This window comes from Xenorhabdus sp. BG5, from assembly GCF_015163665.1.
Lineage (GTDB): Bacteria > Pseudomonadota > Gammaproteobacteria > Enterobacterales > Enterobacteriaceae > Xenorhabdus.
The window spans coordinates 43,654-59,435 of sequence record NZ_JADEUG010000021.1 but is presented as its reverse complement, the minus strand read 5'-3'; the positions used below and the strand labels follow the sequence as shown (position 1 = coordinate 59,435).

Sequence of the window (15,782 nt, the reverse complement as noted above, 5' to 3'; positions counted from 1 at the left end):
AAATTTAATGGACTCACATATATGATTATTAAGATAAGAAAAATATATAAGGGATCAAACCATACTCTCTTAATTGTTAGTTTATCTATTATAAATATTAATATTGTTGAGGTAATGAAAAATATATAACTGATTAATATCACTGATTTTTACTCCTAAATATCTCCATTGTTTTATAATATAATATAAACATTAATATTAGATCACCTAATATCCAGCTGAAGGATACTGACTGTAGTGATACTAACCTGAATTCAAAAAGAATGATAAGAGTAACAATTACAAAAATGGTTTTTAGTGCATAACCTTTCATATTATAAGAGAAAAAGCCTTTTGATATTAATAATCCAGCCAGTACAGTGTTTATGAATAGCGGAGTAGCGGAGAAAAGAAGTATCCGTGAGCTTTGTATTATGAATAGGAGATTTTTACCTAATATTGTTTCTATTATTATAGGTAATAAGAATATAGCAGTAAGAGTACTGATTAATAATATACAGAAAGATGTTTTTAATAATTTTCTTATATTGCTTCTTATTATATTGAGGTCTTTCTGTTTTGACCATTGATTAACGAAAATAGGAGCGATCATGGAAAATGGTAGAGAAAATATTTGGTATGAATAAGCAGATAAATTAAATCCACCTATATCTTTATTATTCATTCCATATTTATTCATTAACCAGTATGTAATTACAGGAATTAACCCAGAAGAAATACTTTGCAATAAAACATTGTTACCATTTTTCAGAAGTATTTTCCATGGAACAGTGTTTTTTGATTTTAAATGTATTTTTCTTACTAGAATTATTATTAATACAAATGATAATAACCCCGCTGATAAATAAGAAATGTAAAAAGAGAAAAAATTAAATTTGTATAAAGTTAATATGGTGGTGAATAATAAAATTGAAGGTGCTGCTGTGATTAATGAAAATAATTTATTATCGTTAATAGTAAGAAAAATCCCTCTTATTAGGCTATGACCTATGAGAAAACAAATTCCTGCACTTAAAAATATTGATGAATGTAAATAATACAACTGATTTGAGTTATTGAGCCATATATATGTTGTGAGAAATACTAATGGAAAAATTAAAAAAGGATAATAAATACTGAATGTCTTAAGTCTATAAGAGTTAATTCCCAATACATTAATACCATAAATAAAACTTTGAGGTAAACCAAAGCAAAATATGGCTACAAGTAGATCAATCCAAGACTTAATGACTGCAAATTCACCTTGTGCCTGAATTCCATATTCTTTTGTTATAAATAAAGTTGTGAGTAATAATGATATAGTTCCTAAAGACTGTATTGCTATTGATGATGATATTTTTTTAATCATACCCTTTTTATATCTTTTCCGATCATAAGAATTTCTGTAAGGGATAAATAAGGATGCATTGGCAAACTAATAACTTCTTGTGCAATTTGATCTCCAACAGGAAGAATTACATTACTAGCAACTGCTGGTTGTTTATTCAAAGGTAGAGGGTAATGAATAGCGGTAGGGATACCTTTTCCTTTTAATTTTACTTGCAATTCATCGCGATCTTTAACACGAATAGTATATTGGGCGTACGCTGATATATTATGTGGTTCTATGTACGGAGTTGTCATAATCCCAATTTTGTTTAAAGCCTTATCATAGTTTTTGGCAACGATCTGTCGCAGTTCCATCTCTTCACTAAATATTTCGAGTTTTGGTAACAGAATAGCAGCCTGTAATGTATCTAAACGACTATTAACACCAACTCTTATATGATGATATCTTCTGTCTTGTCCATGACGAGCAATTTGACGAATAATTTTTGCTAATTCTTCATCGCTTGTAAAAATGGCACCGCCATCACCGTAGCATCCTAGTGGTTTACTTGGGAAGAAGCTTGTGCATGCAATGGTTGTTAAATTACAAGAACGCTTGCCTTTATATGTTGCTCCAAAACTTTGGGCTGCATCTTCTATAACGATAATATTATGTTTTTCTGCTATTGCATTGATTTCGTCAAAATCAGCACATTGACCATATAAAGAAACAGGAATAATTGCTTTAGTTCTTGGAGTTATGGCTGCTTCTAATAGTGCAGGATCTAAATTATAAGTTGTTGGTTTTACATCAACATATACAGGAATACCACCTAAAAGAGCAACTGTTTCAGCTGTAGCAATGTAAGTAAACCCAGGAGTGATTACTTCATCACCAGGTTTGATACCAATAGCCATTAAGGCGATTTGCAATGCATCGGTTCCATTTGCACATGTGATGCAATATTTTGATCCAGTATATTCAACGAGTTTTTCTTCTAATTCTGAGACTTCTGGTCCTAGAATATACTTTCCATGCGCTAATACTTTTTGGATATTTTCATCTATTTTATCTTTAATTCTCAGTTGTTGTGCTGCTAGATCTGTGAACTGCATTATATATTCTTCCTGTATTATTTGATTCTTTTTACACTGTTATCATCTAATTGATAGATATGCCCTGTATAAGGGCATGTTGTAATGGCTTTTCCATGCAATGGTAGATCTAACTGTTCACCAAATTCACTCATCCAACCTATTTGTTTTGCTGGTACCCCAACCATCAGTGCATAATTAGGAACATCTTTATTGACAACAGCACCTGCACCAATAAAAGCATAAGAACCAATAGTTGTTCCACAAACTATCGTACAGTTGGCTCCTAAAGTTGCTCCTTTTTTTACTAAAGTATTTTTATACTCATTTTTTCTTTCGATGAAAGAACGGGGATTGTAGACATTAGTAAAAACCATACTTGGTCCACAAAAAACACCATCTTCTAAATAAACGTTATCATAGATGGATACATTGTTTTGTATTTTGCAGTGCTTACCAATAATTACTTTGTTTCCGATAAATACATTTTGTCCCAAAGAGCAACTTTCTCCAATTTCAGCTCCAGAACAAACATGAGTAAAATGCCAGATACGGCTGTTTTTGCCAATTTTGGCACCATTATCAACAATTGCACTTGAATGGATCATGACATTTTCTATAGTTGACATAATAAATTGTCTTAATTAGTACATTAGAGGCAAAGATACTGTTTTGTTATCTCTGGCAGCAAGATACGCAGCGATTAGTAATTCAAGAGATTTTAACCCTTCCCGCCCGTCAGTTATTGGTTCTGCTTCTCCTCTCATTACATCGATAACATTTTTATAATATAGTGGATGTCCAAAACCGTATACTGAAGTTGTTTCGTAATTGGCATTTTTTATTTGTTGGTCGTAATCTTTTTCGTCAGCAAAATTCCACTCTTGAATTTCGTTAACGGCTAAACCTCCAACTCTAACACTTCCTTTTTCCCCTAATATAGTTATAGAGCCTTCTAGGTTTTTAGGATAAGTACACATAGTAACAGCCACTGAGCCTAATGCACCATTTCGCCACCTAATATTTAGTACACCTGTATCTTCAGCTTCAATATCTAAGTGTGTAGACATCATTGCTTGAATATCTCTGACTGGACCAATGAGCCATTCTAATAGATCAATATAATGACTAGCCTGGTTCATGAACGCACCACCATCAAATTCCCATGTACCACGCCATGCGGCTTGATCGTAGTAATCTTGAGGGCGTGTCCAAAATACATTGAGGTGAACCATATTGATTTGACCAAAACGCTTTTCTTCTACCGCACGTTTTAGCAATTGGAGAGTTGCATTTAAGCGATTTTGTTTGACTACAAACAAGCGCTTGCCAGCTTTATCGGCAGCTTTAACCATTTCCTCTCCATCAGAAAAACGAGTTGCCATGGGTTTTTCAGTAATCACATGGAAACCTTTTTCTAGGCAAGCAATGGCTTGTTCAGGATGGAGTCCCGAAGGTGTTGTTAGGATGATGATATCAGCTGAAATGTTATCTAGCATATTATGTAGATTATCAAATCCTTTAGCACCCATTTTTTCTGTGGCTGCATTAAGAGCAACAGGATCTGTATCACAAACAGCAACTAATTCAGCATTATTTTTATGTACTTCTAAAGAGTTAAAATGATTTTTAGAGATTCTTCCACATCCAACTAATGCAAATTTTATTTTTCTATCTGTAATAGTATCAAACATATTTAATCCCAAATTAAGCTTTTATTACATTATTATGTTCAGGAGAATATTTCCCACGAGTATCAACAATTATTTTTGCATTGTTAATTATTAGGTTATAGTCAAACTTATCATGGTCTGTTGCTAAAATAATACAATCGAATTCTTTTAAATTATTTTTAGTTATAGTCTGACTTGTTAAATCAAAGTGATGTTCACGCATTTTAGGAAAGACAGGAACGTGTGGGTCTGAATACTCTACTAATGCACCTAAGTCTCTTAATTTTTCCATTATATGGACTGATGGACTTTCCCTCATATCATCAACGTTTTTCTTATATGCAATCCCTAATACAAGTACACGGCTTCCATTAATGGATTTGTTAGCTTTATTTAGGGCTAAGACTGTTTTAGTGACAACATAATCTGGCATTGATGAATTAACTTCACCAGAAAGCTCAATAAAACGAGTATTGATACCGTATTCTCTGGCTTTCCATGTTAAATAGAAGGGATCGATAGGGATACAATGACCACCTAACCCTGGCCCTGGATAATAAGGTACAAAGCCAAATGGTTTTGTTGCAGCTGCTCTGATGACTTCGTGTATATCAATGCCCATTTTGTCTGCAACGAGTTTCATTTCATTGACTAAACCTATATTAACGGCTCTATGTATATTCTCAAGTAGCTTAGTCATTTCAGCCGCTTTTGTGGAGCTAACGGGAACGACTCGGTCAATAGCAGGTTGATAGACGGCAATACCTGCTCTTAGGCAGTTTTCTGTATGTCCACCAATGACTTTTGGGATTGTTCTAGTTTCAAAATCTGGATTACCCGGATCTTCACGTTCTGGTGAATAGATAAGGAATACATCTTCACCAACTTTTAAACCATTCTCTTCTACTCGTGGTAATAGTTCTTCTTCAGTTGTTCCCGGATAAGTTGTACTTTCTAGGGAAACTACTTGACCTTGCCTTAAGAATGGTTTCACCATATCCGTTGTATTTATAACGAAACTCATATCAGGCTCTCTGTATTTATTTAATGGTGTCGGTACACAGAGAATAATTGCATCACATTCGGAAATTCTTGAAAAATCGGTTGTTGCTTCAAAACCGGTTTCAATGGCCTTTTGAATTTTAGAGGAAGAAATATGCTCAATATAGCTTAGTCCTTGGCTTAATTTATCTGTTTTGTTTTTATCTATATCAAAACCGATAACTTTGAAACCAATATCATTGTATCGCAGCATTAAAGGTAGCCCAACATACCCTAACCCAACAATAGCTATATTTGCATTTTTATTATTAAACTTGTTAATTAATTGATTCAGAAATGACATGTTATAGGCCTTTGATATACCATATAAAATTAAGCTAAAAAAATGTTCTTAGATTAAGAGCATTTTTTTAGTTCATATGAGCATTAATTTGAAAGAGATAACAGGAAAGTGGAGTGATGATTGAATTTTTGAACAAGATTAAAACTGCATCAAAGCTACCGCACTAGGTTGCGGCTCCCAGAGTGCCTGTTGTGTGTGTCAATTTTACTTATCCAATTAATATAAAAGGAATTTTCTACTTAACAAAAATTAACATATCAACGATTTGTGTTAAGCAGCGACGAGATTAGTCCCTCGACGCATTGAGGTCAAGTATAATAGCTTTTTTTTCTTTAATTGTTACATTTTGTAACTAGCTAAATTTCAAGACGAAAGCAGTCTATCTTCCATGTAATGGTAGCCAAATCACCAACCGTAACCCACCTAACGGGCTATCTTCTGCTTTCACCCAACCTCGATGCTGACTTACCGCCGTTTCAACGATCGCCAATCCTAATCCAGTTCCACCGGACTCCCTATCCCGTGCCTCATCCGTCCGATAAAATGGGCGGAAGATATGTTCACGGTCTTCTGGGCTGACGCCTGGGCCATCATCATCAACGCTAATTGTCACGCCTTGGTTATCTGCCTTAAATGCAACGGCGATATGGTTGCTGGAGTAACGCAGTGCATTGCGGACGATGTTTTCCAGTGCGCTGCCGAGTGCGGTTGGGTTGCAGTAAATCACCCAATTTCCGGGAGGCGAGACGATATCCAGTGTTTTGCTCATATGTTCAGCTTCGAATTTTGCATTTTCCAGAATGTCAGACCATATATCGTGGGCTTTGATATTCTCGCGTAGTAACTCGTTCTTATGTTGATTGCGGGAAAGTACTAGCAGGTCATTAATCATGCCATCCAAACGTTGAGTCTCTGTTTCTATACGTGCCAATTCTTTGCTTTCACCGTGACGGCGGCGTAGTAAAGCGGTCGCCAGTTGTAAGCGGGTAAGTGGTGTGCGCAGTTCATGGGAGATATCGGAAATTAGCCGCTGTTGAGCAGTCACCATCCTCTCTAGCGCACTAATCATCTGGTTAAAACTACTGCCGGTCGCTAAAAACTCTTGGGGACCAGATTCCAGCTCAGGATGTTGCCGTAAGTTTCCTTTCGCGACGTCATCGGCTGCGTTTTTGAGTTTACGAGCGGGTTTTGCCAGGCTCCATGACAGCCACAAAAGTAATGGAGCGCTGATTAACATCGTAGCTGCGGGCAGTAAAAATGGTCGGTCAAACATCAAATTAATAAAATCTGATTGTGGACTGCCCGCTGGCCTAATGATGTAGAGATGGTAATGATCTTCTCTATCGCGGACAGAAAAAGGGCCGAGTATTTCCGAACGGCCATATTTTTTCTTTTTGGGGTGATCGGCGTTATCGGATTGGCCGATAAAATTACGGATAACTTGTTGTTGATGGGGCGGGGTATTAATGTCACTAATCAGCCCCTCGCTGGAGACGAGGAGCAGGCGTTGGCCAGGGGGAGTCCATAAAGCAATAGCACGATCCAGACGCAACCACCAGAATAAGTCATTCCCAGAGTCGTGCATTAGTTCTTCTTCTACTTGTTTTGCCAGTTTTTCCCCTAACTGATATTCGCTATCTAAAAGAGGTGTTAACTGCCGTGAGTCCAGTTTGGGCGCCATTAAGGCTATCATCAGGACGAGTGCCAGCGTGAACCAAAAAATTGCGAATATACGGGCTGTCAAACTGTTGATCATTTTGCGGAAACCATTAAGTATCCACGGCCGCGTAATGTCTTAAACCATGGCAGTTCATCCGTTCTGTTGGGTAATTTACGGCGTAGATTCGAAATATGCATATCAATAGCCCGATCAAAAGGCGTTAAACGTTTTCCCAATACTTCCTGACTTAAATGTTCACGAGAAACGACTTGCCCCAAATGTTGCGCTAATAAATAAAGCAAGGTGAACTCAGTACCAGTGAGATCTAAAATCGTACCATCAAAACTGGCTTCCTGGCGGCCTGGATTGAGTTGTAACTTATCAATCTCCAGTATAGGTGTCCCAATATCAGCTTGTTGTTCACTCCAGTTGGAACGGCGCAAGATGGCACGTATGCGGGCGACCAGTTCGCGATCGTTAAACGGTTTGGGGAGATAGTCATCCGCTCCCAGCTCTAATCCCAAAACACGGTCTAAATCGCTACCACGAGCCGTTAACATGATAACAGGGGTCTGGTGGTATTGCCGTAGCTCTTTTAGTGTTTCAATGCCGTTCTTGCGCGGCATCATGATGTCCAGCAATAATAGGTCAATTGAAGAATCGATATATTGTAAAGCCTGTTCACCATCGTAGGCGATGACAACATTGAAACCTTCCATCTCGAGCAATTCTTTTAATAGCGATGTCAGCTCGCGGTCATCATCAACTAATAAGATTTTATGCATTAATTCTTCCTCCAAGAGCAAAATACGATAACAAACTTCGCTATTCCATGACTTTACGTTCTTTTACATGCTCTGACGCTAGTTTGCAGCCGCAGGGTTATAGTTATCCGCACTGAATCGAATGCTGCTGTTCGAGAAAGCGAGGAAATTTAATGCGTAACATAGCAATATTGGCTTTAGCGTCAATGGTTGTTCTTGGAACAACGGAAGCTTTAGCTAAAACTGCTGATACGGATCATATTCCTGAGGTTAGTTCTTCCGCCGAATATCCATATTGTATGCCACCATATGGTTATAAGAGGGATTTTAATCATCATCGAGACAGTCGATATAACTATAGTTATATCTTCGGTGGAATAGCGTTAACTGAACAGCAACGTGAGCAGATGTGGAATTTAGTCAAAAAGCAGCATCACTATGAGCAGCCGTTGGTTGATGTGCAGGTTGAACATCGAAAGCTGAATGCGCTTTTGACAGCAGAAGATTTTGATGAAGCTGAAGTTCGTTCGCAGCTTGAAAAGATAGCCGAAAAGAATGTTGACGTAGGTGTAGAAATTGCGCGCATTAATAATCAGGTTTATCAACTGTTAACACCAGAGCAGAAAGCGTTATTAAAGAATCGTCTAGAACAAACGAATGCGAAGCTCGAAAAGTAAATTGATTTTTTTGTGACACAGTAGCATCAACAACGATTTTCCTTGCCATAGACACCATCCCTGTCTTTCAGCCCCCTTGAGGGGCTTTTTTTTTCAATGACTTATAACAAACATCCCTGTAAAAACAACAACATAAAAAAGTACAGAAGAGTTAGAAAGTATGTGAAAGTTTTTGAGTGAGGACGGTCGGTGGACGATCTCCACACTCTTTTACTTACGCTACTTTAATTCCACCCTTAAAAGGATTTAATGTAATTGCATGTTGCAGATAGTCTGGAGCAAGGTGAGCATAGGCCATTGTCTGGGTTATGCTGGCGTGACCGAGTATCTGTTGCAACGCAATTATATTCCCTCCGTTCATCATGAAATGACTAGCGAAAGTATGCCTTAGTACATGGGTCGTTTGCCCTTTGGGTAACCTGCCGTTTTGAAATGGATACGCACACTACGTTGCTGGCAACGGCCCGTATTTCGACCGAAATCAGCCAGTTTAACTGTCTGCCCGATCTCCATAATAAACAGCTCAAGACACTGGCAACCCAAATTGCTTCTGGCTTCTTTACGTTGTTTGAACAGTATTGTGAGCTGTGCATTATTATTTCGTACTGGAAGCGTTAAGTGATGCCTGCCGGACAGGTCGGAATAAATTTTTTCTGTCAAATAAAGAAATGTTGCCGATTTTTGTTTGTTACCTTGCGCAGTATTTCCCAAAGCAACAAGCCTATTTAACCGAAAATGCCGAAGACATTTATGGGGTAAGGCTTAGTAATGGCGCTGAAATTCGTTTTGCACATGAAAACAGCCATGTTGCTGTCTTGTCTGGTGATGTGTATGTGTCAGAGTGGGCTTGGTCGGATAATCCCGTTCAGTTGATACAATTGGCGTTGAGTTTATCAATAAATAAAAAATGGCATAGAACGTTTTATTCCTCCCGATGTTCAGGGGATAACGGTGAGGCGGCATATAAACGGTTTTTTACTGGAAATCGTATCGGACGCGCGCCGGCTTTTTTCGATACAGTGACGCTATTTGATTTTGTTGAAAGTCGTTGGGGTGAAGAACAGCTTCGTCAGAATCGGACACAACAAGAATTTGAAGAGCTGTTTTTGTGCCGCTTGCCGCATCCGCGCTGGTCATCAGGGAGAAGACACAATGGCTAGATCCCCCGCCCAACGTCAACGCCAGCAGGAAGCTGGCGTCACTAAGATAGAATTGCTGCTCGATAATCAGGAGTTAGCGATGTTGAAGCGCAATTGTGCCCTGAGACGGCCGGGGCGCGAGCCTTATGACGCGGTGGAATATCTCACCCTGCTTATTTGCAAAGATGCTGCTGAGTTGCAGCAGAAACTGGAAGCGCTGCGAAGCGGTGTGGCAAATGCGGTGATGCGCTTCCGGTGGAGGAATGCTGCTTTTTCGGTGATTCCGCTTGTTGGGTGACGTCAGGCTGGCATGAAGTAAAGTTGTGAGAGTGTGACATGTCACACCTTTAACGGAAGGGATTAAATATCAATAAAAGTTAACACTATAAATATTAATGCCCTACTCAAAACCAAAATTGCCTAAAACCCCGAACGGCGTCCTGCATATCTCTTCTGGTAAGTTGGTTGATATTGTTTTGATCAAAATTGGGTGAGAGAAATAATATCAAATGTGTGTTTTGGTTAATAAAGTAAATTAAACTATTTGGAATGCCGTCTAAAGTAAAAGCTAAATGTAAAAGTGGATAGTGCCTGCGTGGATCACCAACGACAGGCACAGGGCCAGCGTAATAATACTCAGTTACGGCTTGGTATTGTCTCCAATGTCTTCCAGAGCGCCTTTCTCGTTCAAGAAAGCTATTAATACGGACAGGTGCTGTGAGTGGGCCAGCCATAAAACTCTCCTTAGCCATATGGATATCATAGATACCCGTAAATAATCACAAAATGAAACTATCATAGTTCAAAGCTAATTGCAGCTATTTTAGTTGATATTTTAATCATGCATAAAACGACCATGATTGCGCACCAATCCGCAAGATCAAACAAGGTCTTATACCCCACCAAGCGCCAGTACGGGCGCCTCTGGAACGATCCCTTGCAGGTGCATAAAAAGCGACACATTTAGTGGGCAGGCGCGGCGGGGTTTATTGGTTATACCGGATGCCAATTTCACAATGGCATTATTTCTGTTTGAAATCATCTTTTTTAGGTAAAAAAATGACCGCCTTCACAGACGGTCATCTGATAGCCTTAAGGTATCAGTTAGTTGTCTTTTTGCAGCGAATACCGCTCAAACCGGCTCACCTCTTCCCCGAGCCAGTCATTGAGCTGTTGCATCTTGCTTTGCAGTGGCAGCAGTTCATTGCGCACAAACACTTTCGCCGCTTTCTCCACATCCCCAAAACCGCCGGTATTCTGCGGAATAATCCCCATCAGCGGCGGTGGCACACGGTGTGCTGCCAGTATGTCATCGCGGCTGGCGTTCTTGATATTCAGAAACTCATCTTTGGCCGCCGCTTTGGATAACGGAATAGTCTGAATGCCGTCTTTCTTACCACCCGGCGCATACAGAAACAGGTTGCGGAAGTTGCCCTGACCTTTGGTATTAACCAGCGCATCTCGTAGCGTAAAGTTGTATCTCATCCTCAGTATCACTATTACGGCGTGGTATTTCTAAAGTGAACTCCTGTTCACTGCATTGAGTATTATCCACGATGTTATAGAGTGTTTTCTTGTATAGCTCTTTCACATTCAAGGAATCAGCTTGAGCTGTCCCAGATAAAAACAAGAAAGATAAAACACATTCAAATGTAAAATTTTTCATGAGATAAAAGTTCCTGATAATTATAGAAAGCCCTTCAAAAATCGAAGGGCTTTTGCTAAAGGTTCCAGTTATAAAGTGGATGAGGTATCATAAAATCCTTTTATAATAAACAGATAACATCTTAAATAGTCCCACGCAGTATAGGGAATTCTTGAATGCCCCCTTCCATTAATTCAAACAACTGCCTCCGAATTTTACTCAGCCATTAACATTGTTCTTTTTTAAAACAGCATTGTTGCTTTAGTTTGCTATGCTAATATGACAACACAAATGACAACATGCTTTTGAAGTGATAGCGAACTAAGGGGGAATGAATGGAGATAATTCATTTTCGTATTGATGAAGAAACCAAACGCCTAGCGATGCAGGCTGCTAAACGCCATCAGACAGACTTAACTAAGTTAATGAGACAAAAAGCCGAAGAGCTGGCGAATGAAGAGCGTGAGTATCAAAAAAATACTCATGCTCACTGGTTAGAAACGGAAATTGAGAAAGCCATTGACCGATGTGAAAACGGTTCGGCTCAGTTTATTGATGATGATGAAAGTCAGTGCCGGATGGCTTTACTGCGCAATAAACTGAGCAAAGGATAACGTGATCACTATTTCATGGGAAGAAACCGCGCAAAATTACCGGGAGCAAATTTATCTTTACTTCTTTGAACAGGCTGGGCTGTTATTGGCTGATGAAATTGACGCAAAGTTCGTGGAAATGACTGGACTGCTGAAAGTCACGCCGTATGCCGGTATGAAGGCTCGTAACAACCCCGATGAGCGTTATAGAAAACTCGTTGTCCCGCATTTTCCCTTCATCATGCTCTACCGTTACGATGAGGATAGAGAAAATATAAAGATCCTCAGGATATTGCATACCGCCAGAAGAATCGCCGGACTGTTTTAAGTAAAAAATTTATTTCTGATTTTGAGTACCGCCGTTACTTGGATAAATAATTATGTCTAATTACAGAGAATTGTTAGCAAAAGAAAGTATGGAAATGAAGGCTCGTGTTGAAAAGTGAGTTGAGCAGGCCAGCCTCAAATTGGTTCTTAGTCAGTTACGTGATGAATTAGATATGTCACAGGCGGAGCTTGTAGCTTCTATGGATGTTCAACAGCCTTTTATCGCTCGACTGGAAAATACCGACCGTGATCTGCGTCTTTCAACGCTCAAGCGATATGTAGCGGCTTTGGGGGGGAATTAAGTATTGATGTGACACTTCCAACCGGTAAGCGTGTGGCATTTCATCTATGATTCAGTAGATCAAAAAGGAAATGTGACGTGAATTATAGAAGCACTTCAAAAATGAGAGGCTTTGCGTTATAGGTGCAAGATCAACTATTCGTATGACCGTGAGTGTGAGATGAAATAATAAGACCAATTTTATCATTTGTAGCCTTACCAACTTCATCACATGATGCACGCGGATTCTCAAAAACATAGCCAGAATGATTATGTCTGTTAAGCACACGGACTTCTTTTGTATTTTTTAGGTATGAATTTTTATCATCAAGCCAAAGTGGGCTGTATACACCATACCTAATAACAGAATGATAAATCGTATCGGTTATTCTGTCTTCATTCATCGTGAGCGTAACAATATTCCCATTGTCATTAATAGAAAGTGGTTGCCACATTTGCATTGATTTTTAATCATCCAAATATTTTATCTTGATGATAGTTCATTTTTTATTAAGACTTTCTGTTTTGTGATTTGCATCAAAAAGCCCCTGGGCAGGCGCTTTTTTATCAATGTGGACGGTGAATGGACGGTAATCGAAAGAAAATATTTTATTTCAATATGTTAAGTATTGTAGGGCGACACCATCCCTGTCTTTCAGCCCCCTTGAGGGGCTTTTTTTTGTCGATTAGTTTACTTGCATAAACTGGCCTTTTTTTATCTAATCCGATGAATGATTTCTACTGATTGTTTTCTCATGAAAAAATTTGTTTTTGTTGCTCCTGAATTTCATTCTATTCCTCCAAACTATGCAGCAGCAGTAGAATGGTGGATCTATAACGTAGCCAAAAGCAGTCAGGCTAATAATTTAATTATTTGCAAAGGGGAAAGAACAGAGAAAACTGTAGAAATAATCAGTGAATATGCCACCATTCATAGAATACATACCAGTGCAATATATAAACGTTTTTTTAGGAAATGGTCTCGCTTAGATCCTTACCCTTATGCCAAAAGGGTGATAGATATTGTTATGCGTTATCAAAGTTCGGATGATGAGAAGCCGATTTTGATCATTCAGAATTCTATTTCACTTTATCACTCTGTGAAGCAGTTTTATCCAGAAAAACTGATGGTACTTCATCTGCATAATAAACATAAAGTGGTTGATTTAGGGCCTGAAACCAAGCTCATTACTCCCGGTCATTTTTTAGCTGATTTTTTTCACTCTGAAGCAAAGATTGAGAATATTAAAGTAGTACCGAATGGTATTAATAAAGATTTGTATAAGCAGGCAGTTAGCTGGAAAAGAGAACATTTTGGCCTAAGAAATGACGAAACTGTCATCTTGTATGCTGGCCGATTAGATAAGGGCAAAGGTGTTATTGAACTCATGGATGCAGTCAATTTGCTGCACAAAAAAGACCAAAATATCAAGCTGCTTTTGGTTGGAGATCACGCAACGGTTAAAAAAGGCGAACGCGAAGTTTATCGGAAAAAAGTGTTGGGTAAAGCCGCAAAAATGGCTGATAGCTGCATTCTTGCAGGGAGTATATCACCAGCAGATATGCACCAAGTCTATCCACTTGCTGATTTAACGGTTGTCCCCTCATTAGGAGAGGAAGCTTTTTGTATGGTCGCTCTGGAATCAATGGCATCTGGTGTACCTGTTTTGGTCAGCCCCAGAGGAGGAATAAAAGAGTTTGTGATCCCCGAAAGTACGGGATTTTTACTGCAAGAACCCTTGTCTCCAGAAAGTATTGCCAAAGATATTTCGGATACTCTGTTGATAGATAATTTAAACATTGTTGCTGAACATGCTAAAGAAATGGCAATAAACCAATACGATTGGAGTAATGTCAGTGTGTCTTTGTCACAAGCGTTAGCTGAATGGTTTTAATGATTATTAAAACCATCTTGGGCTATTCAAAAAGATTGAATAGCCCTTAGCGTAGTTAAGCTTCATTCCATCTTTGCTGGCACAATGCAGCCAGTAAGCCAAGGTAGATACCTAAAATGTTCAAATGAACACTTTCAAAGTTCCCTCTGACAATAAAATACCCAAAGAAAGAGATAAGTAAGATTAATGCAGCTTGCTTATTGCAGCCGATATTTGTATTCAACTCCTGAGCTGATTGTTTCAGATAAGAGAAGATTAAAAATAAAAAGGCTCCTATCCCCAATATTCCAGCAGAAAACCAAATTGTCAGGAAAATATTATGGGGGCCAATGGAGGTTTTGGATGTCCAATCAGGGTAATTTTTAACGTTATCGTTATAAATTTGGTCATAAATCTTGTTACCAGCACCATAGCCTTTAAGAGGATGTTCTAGAATTAAGGTAAGTGCTGAACCTTGCGTTCCATTGCTGTATCGGTGACTACTATCAGTTTGCTCCAACTTATAAGTCAAAGCAGAACCCTTAATAAAGTAGCCAGATTTAATAGCAAATATGGCAGCGCAGATAAAAACGATACTGACAATGAAAGTTTTCCAGTTTTTGTTCATGATTATCATCATGAAAAACATCACAAAAACGGCAAGCCAAGCCCCTCTGGAAAGTGTTCCTAGCAATACAAAAAGTACGGATAAGATAAGTAAAATTGTCAGAGCCAAACGAACATAATTTTGGGGTTTTTGAAAATGCCAAAGGGCCACTAATGCGGGAAAGAAGAAAACAATGCCATCTGACACACTGCGGTGGTTATAGTTGTTGAATGGCATGATATTGTTCTGATAGTCCAGATAAAACAGGTAGATTTCTTTCAGTGTAATGAATAACAATCCGAGCAGAAATGAACCAATAATCATTTTCTGGATTTTAAGTGTATCCGTATGACTTAATGCTAATGTGATGATGATACTGGAGAGAACGACATCTCTGAAAAAAGGTGTTTTTATTTCACTGAAACTGAGTTTTGGGTCAGGTGAAATAACAATCGAATAGAGATAGGCCAAAGTGAATATGCCCAGAGCCAGTACGATATTGTTCTTCAACGCAGAGAAGCATCCTTTGGGGTTTTTAATAAGAAAGTAGAGTGCGGTTAACGCTATCAATGCAAAAAATAAGTTTTTATAACGCGTGATGCCAGTTACATAGACAAGCGCGATGTAACCACCGACGAAAAAAGTACCCCAAGATAAGTGGTTTTTAACGGTTTCTTTAAACATGACCTTACCAGAATGGAAAATGGATTTCTGGCTGGTATTTTGTACCATTTTCACCGATCAGGCACGGATAAAATACGATGTTATCAGGGATCAAAATACCCAACATGGATA

At 38.6% G+C, this 15,782-nt stretch carries 16 protein-coding genes and 4 pseudogenes; 8 read left to right on the top strand and 12 right to left on the bottom strand.

Annotation, left to right across the window (positions count from 1 at the left end):
* Positions 1-139 precede the first annotated feature (139 nt).
* From IQ209_RS12120 to cpxR, 7 genes are all read right to left on the bottom strand, one after another.
* Positions 140-1,348, bottom strand: coding sequence for a hypothetical protein (locus tag IQ209_RS12120; protein ID WP_193851541.1), 1,209 nt, complete (start codon positions 1,346-1,348; stop codon positions 140-142).
* The gene (locus IQ209_RS12115) at positions 1,345-2,424 is read right to left on the bottom strand and encodes a DegT/DnrJ/EryC1/StrS aminotransferase family protein (RefSeq protein WP_228005856.1); all 1,080 of its coding nucleotides are present in this window, start codon (positions 2,422-2,424) and stop codon (positions 1,345-1,347) included. Before IQ209_RS12115 ends, IQ209_RS12120 begins: the two co-directional genes overlap by 4 nt.
* 17 nt (positions 2,425-2,441) lie before the next feature.
* Complete coding sequence (locus IQ209_RS12110) at positions 2,442-3,032, bottom strand: acyltransferase (RefSeq protein WP_228005855.1); 591 nt, start codon at positions 3,030-3,032, stop codon at positions 2,442-2,444.
* Between the two features lie 15 nt (positions 3,033-3,047).
* Complete coding sequence (locus IQ209_RS12105; protein WP_193851540.1) at positions 3,048-4,097, bottom strand: Gfo/Idh/MocA family protein; 1,050 nt, start codon at positions 4,095-4,097, stop codon at positions 3,048-3,050.
* 13 nt (positions 4,098-4,110) lie between these two features.
* Positions 4,111-5,421, bottom strand: a complete 1,311-nt coding sequence (locus IQ209_RS12100) for a nucleotide sugar dehydrogenase (RefSeq protein ID WP_193851539.1) — start codon at positions 5,419-5,421, stop codon at positions 4,111-4,113.
* A gap of 379 nt (positions 5,422-5,800) precedes the next feature.
* A complete protein-coding gene (gene cpxA, locus IQ209_RS12095; RefSeq protein ID WP_193851538.1) occupies positions 5,801-7,177 on the bottom strand; it encodes an envelope stress sensor histidine kinase CpxA in 1,377 nt (458 codons plus the stop codon).
* Positions 7,174-7,866, bottom strand: a complete 693-nt coding sequence (gene cpxR / locus IQ209_RS12090) for an envelope stress response regulator transcription factor CpxR (protein ID WP_099131905.1) — start codon at positions 7,864-7,866, stop codon at positions 7,174-7,176. Before cpxR ends, cpxA begins: the two co-directional genes overlap by 4 nt.
* Positions 7,867-8,018: 152 nt before the next feature.
* Here cpxR and IQ209_RS12085 point away from each other — a divergent pair, with 152 nt between their 5' ends.
* Positions 8,019-8,522 (top strand): Spy/CpxP family protein refolding chaperone, encoded by a 504-nt coding sequence (locus IQ209_RS12085; protein WP_193851537.1) that lies wholly within the window; start codon positions 8,019-8,021, stop codon positions 8,520-8,522.
* A 214-nt stretch (positions 8,523-8,736) separates the two neighbouring features.
* On the opposite strand, the pseudogene IQ209_RS12080 reads toward IQ209_RS12085, so the two are convergent.
* Positions 8,737-8,940 (bottom strand): annotated as a pseudogene (locus IQ209_RS12080) (tyrosine-type recombinase/integrase); the annotation flags it as partial.
* 14 nt (positions 8,941-8,954) lie between these two features.
* Here IQ209_RS12080 and IQ209_RS12075 point away from each other — a divergent pair.
* From IQ209_RS12075 to IQ209_RS12065, 3 genes and pseudogenes are all read left to right on the top strand, one after another.
* Positions 8,955-9,140 carry a hypothetical protein gene (locus IQ209_RS12075; protein WP_193851536.1) on the top strand — a complete coding sequence of 62 codons (186 nt, stop codon included), beginning with the start codon at positions 8,955-8,957 and terminating at the stop codon, positions 9,138-9,140.
* Entirely contained in the window at positions 9,110-9,682 is a 573-nt protein-coding gene (locus tag IQ209_RS12070; protein WP_193851535.1) for a hypothetical protein, read from the top strand. Before IQ209_RS12075 ends, IQ209_RS12070 begins: the two co-directional genes overlap by 31 nt.
* Positions 9,675-9,988 (top strand): annotated as a pseudogene (locus IQ209_RS12065) (hypothetical protein). Before IQ209_RS12070 ends, IQ209_RS12065 begins: the two are co-directional and overlap by 8 nt.
* A 77-nt stretch (positions 9,989-10,065) precedes the next feature.
* Here IQ209_RS12065 and IQ209_RS12060 read toward each other — a convergent pair.
* Positions 10,066-10,395 carry a hypothetical protein gene (locus IQ209_RS12060; RefSeq protein WP_193851534.1) on the bottom strand — a complete coding sequence of 110 codons (330 nt, stop codon included), beginning with the start codon at positions 10,393-10,395 and terminating at the stop codon, positions 10,066-10,068.
* A 370-nt stretch (positions 10,396-10,765) separates the two neighbouring features.
* Positions 10,766-11,104: pseudogene (locus tag IQ209_RS12055) on the bottom strand (capsid portal protein); the annotation flags it as partial.
* 537 nt (positions 11,105-11,641) lie between these two features.
* Between IQ209_RS12055 and IQ209_RS12050 the strand changes: the two are divergent.
* The 3 genes and pseudogenes from IQ209_RS12050 (at position 11,642) to IQ209_RS12040 (ending at position 12,578) form a co-directional block, all read left to right on the top strand.
* Complete coding sequence (locus IQ209_RS12050; protein WP_193851532.1) at positions 11,642-11,920, top strand: damage-inducible protein J; 279 nt, start codon at positions 11,642-11,644, stop codon at positions 11,918-11,920.
* 1 nt (position 11,921) lies between these two features.
* Positions 11,922-12,227 carry a type II toxin-antitoxin system RelE/ParE family toxin gene (locus IQ209_RS12045; protein ID WP_193851531.1) on the top strand — a complete coding sequence of 102 codons (306 nt, stop codon included), beginning with the start codon at positions 11,922-11,924 and terminating at the stop codon, positions 12,225-12,227.
* Positions 12,228-12,279: 52 nt separating this feature from the next.
* A pseudogene (locus tag IQ209_RS12040) lies at positions 12,280-12,578 on the top strand (helix-turn-helix domain-containing protein).
* 80 nt (positions 12,579-12,658) lie between these two features.
* On the opposite strand, the gene IQ209_RS12035 reads toward IQ209_RS12040, so the two are convergent.
* Positions 12,659-12,967 carry a hypothetical protein gene (locus IQ209_RS12035; protein WP_193851530.1) on the bottom strand — a complete coding sequence of 103 codons (309 nt, stop codon included), beginning with the start codon at positions 12,965-12,967 and terminating at the stop codon, positions 12,659-12,661.
* A gap of 294 nt (positions 12,968-13,261) precedes the next feature.
* On the opposite strand from IQ209_RS12035, the gene IQ209_RS12030 reads away from it, so the two are divergent.
* Positions 13,262-14,401, top strand: coding sequence for a glycosyltransferase (locus tag IQ209_RS12030; RefSeq protein ID WP_193851529.1), 1,140 nt, complete (start codon positions 13,262-13,264; stop codon positions 14,399-14,401).
* Positions 14,402-14,456: 55 nt separating this feature from the next.
* On the opposite strand, the gene rfaL is transcribed toward IQ209_RS12030, so the two are convergent.
* Complete coding sequence (gene rfaL / locus IQ209_RS12025; RefSeq protein WP_193851528.1) at positions 14,457-15,719, bottom strand: O-antigen ligase RfaL; 1,263 nt, start codon at positions 15,717-15,719, stop codon at positions 14,457-14,459.
* Positions 15,720-15,782: the final 63 nt, after the last annotated feature.

What these genes read in the sequence shown, in the direction of transcription:
- cpxA (WP_193851538.1), bottom strand. Translation starts at nt 7,177, where the DNA reads ATGATCAACAGTTTGACAGCCCGTATATTCGCAATTTTTTGGTTCACG.
- IQ209_RS12075 (WP_193851536.1), top strand. Translation starts at nt 8,955, where the DNA reads ATGGATACGCACACTACGTTGCTGGCAACGGCCCGTATTTCGACCGAA.
- IQ209_RS12100 (WP_193851539.1), bottom strand. Translation starts at nt 5,421, where the DNA reads ATGTCATTTCTGAATCAATTAATTAACAAGTTTAATAATAAAAATGCA.
- IQ209_RS12085 (WP_193851537.1), top strand. Translation starts at nt 8,019, where the DNA reads ATGCGTAACATAGCAATATTGGCTTTAGCGTCAATGGTTGTTCTTGGA.
- IQ209_RS12115 (WP_228005856.1), bottom strand. Translation starts at nt 2,424, where the DNA reads ATGCAGTTCACAGATCTAGCAGCACAACAACTGAGAATTAAAGATAAA.
- IQ209_RS12050 (WP_193851532.1), top strand. Translation starts at nt 11,642, where the DNA reads ATGGAGATAATTCATTTTCGTATTGATGAAGAAACCAAACGCCTAGCG.
- IQ209_RS12035 (WP_193851530.1), bottom strand. Translation starts at nt 12,967, where the DNA reads ATGCAAATGTGGCAACCACTTTCTATTAATGACAATGGGAATATTGTT.
- IQ209_RS12030 (WP_193851529.1), top strand. Translation starts at nt 13,262, where the DNA reads ATGAAAAAATTTGTTTTTGTTGCTCCTGAATTTCATTCTATTCCTCCA.
- rfaL (WP_193851528.1), bottom strand. Translation starts at nt 15,719, where the DNA reads ATGGTACAAAATACCAGCCAGAAATCCATTTTCCATTCTGGTAAGGTC.
- IQ209_RS12110 (WP_228005855.1), bottom strand. Translation starts at nt 3,032, where the DNA reads ATGTCAACTATAGAAAATGTCATGATCCATTCAAGTGCAATTGTTGAT.
- cpxR (WP_099131905.1), bottom strand. Translation starts at nt 7,866, where the DNA reads ATGCATAAAATCTTATTAGTTGATGATGACCGCGAGCTGACATCGCTA.
- IQ209_RS12060 (WP_193851534.1), bottom strand. Translation starts at nt 10,395, where the DNA reads ATGGCTGGCCCACTCACAGCACCTGTCCGTATTAATAGCTTTCTTGAA.
- IQ209_RS12120 (WP_193851541.1), bottom strand. Translation starts at nt 1,348, where the DNA reads ATGATTAAAAAAATATCATCATCAATAGCAATACAGTCTTTAGGAACT.
- IQ209_RS12105 (WP_193851540.1), bottom strand. Translation starts at nt 4,097, where the DNA reads ATGTTTGATACTATTACAGATAGAAAAATAAAATTTGCATTAGTTGGA.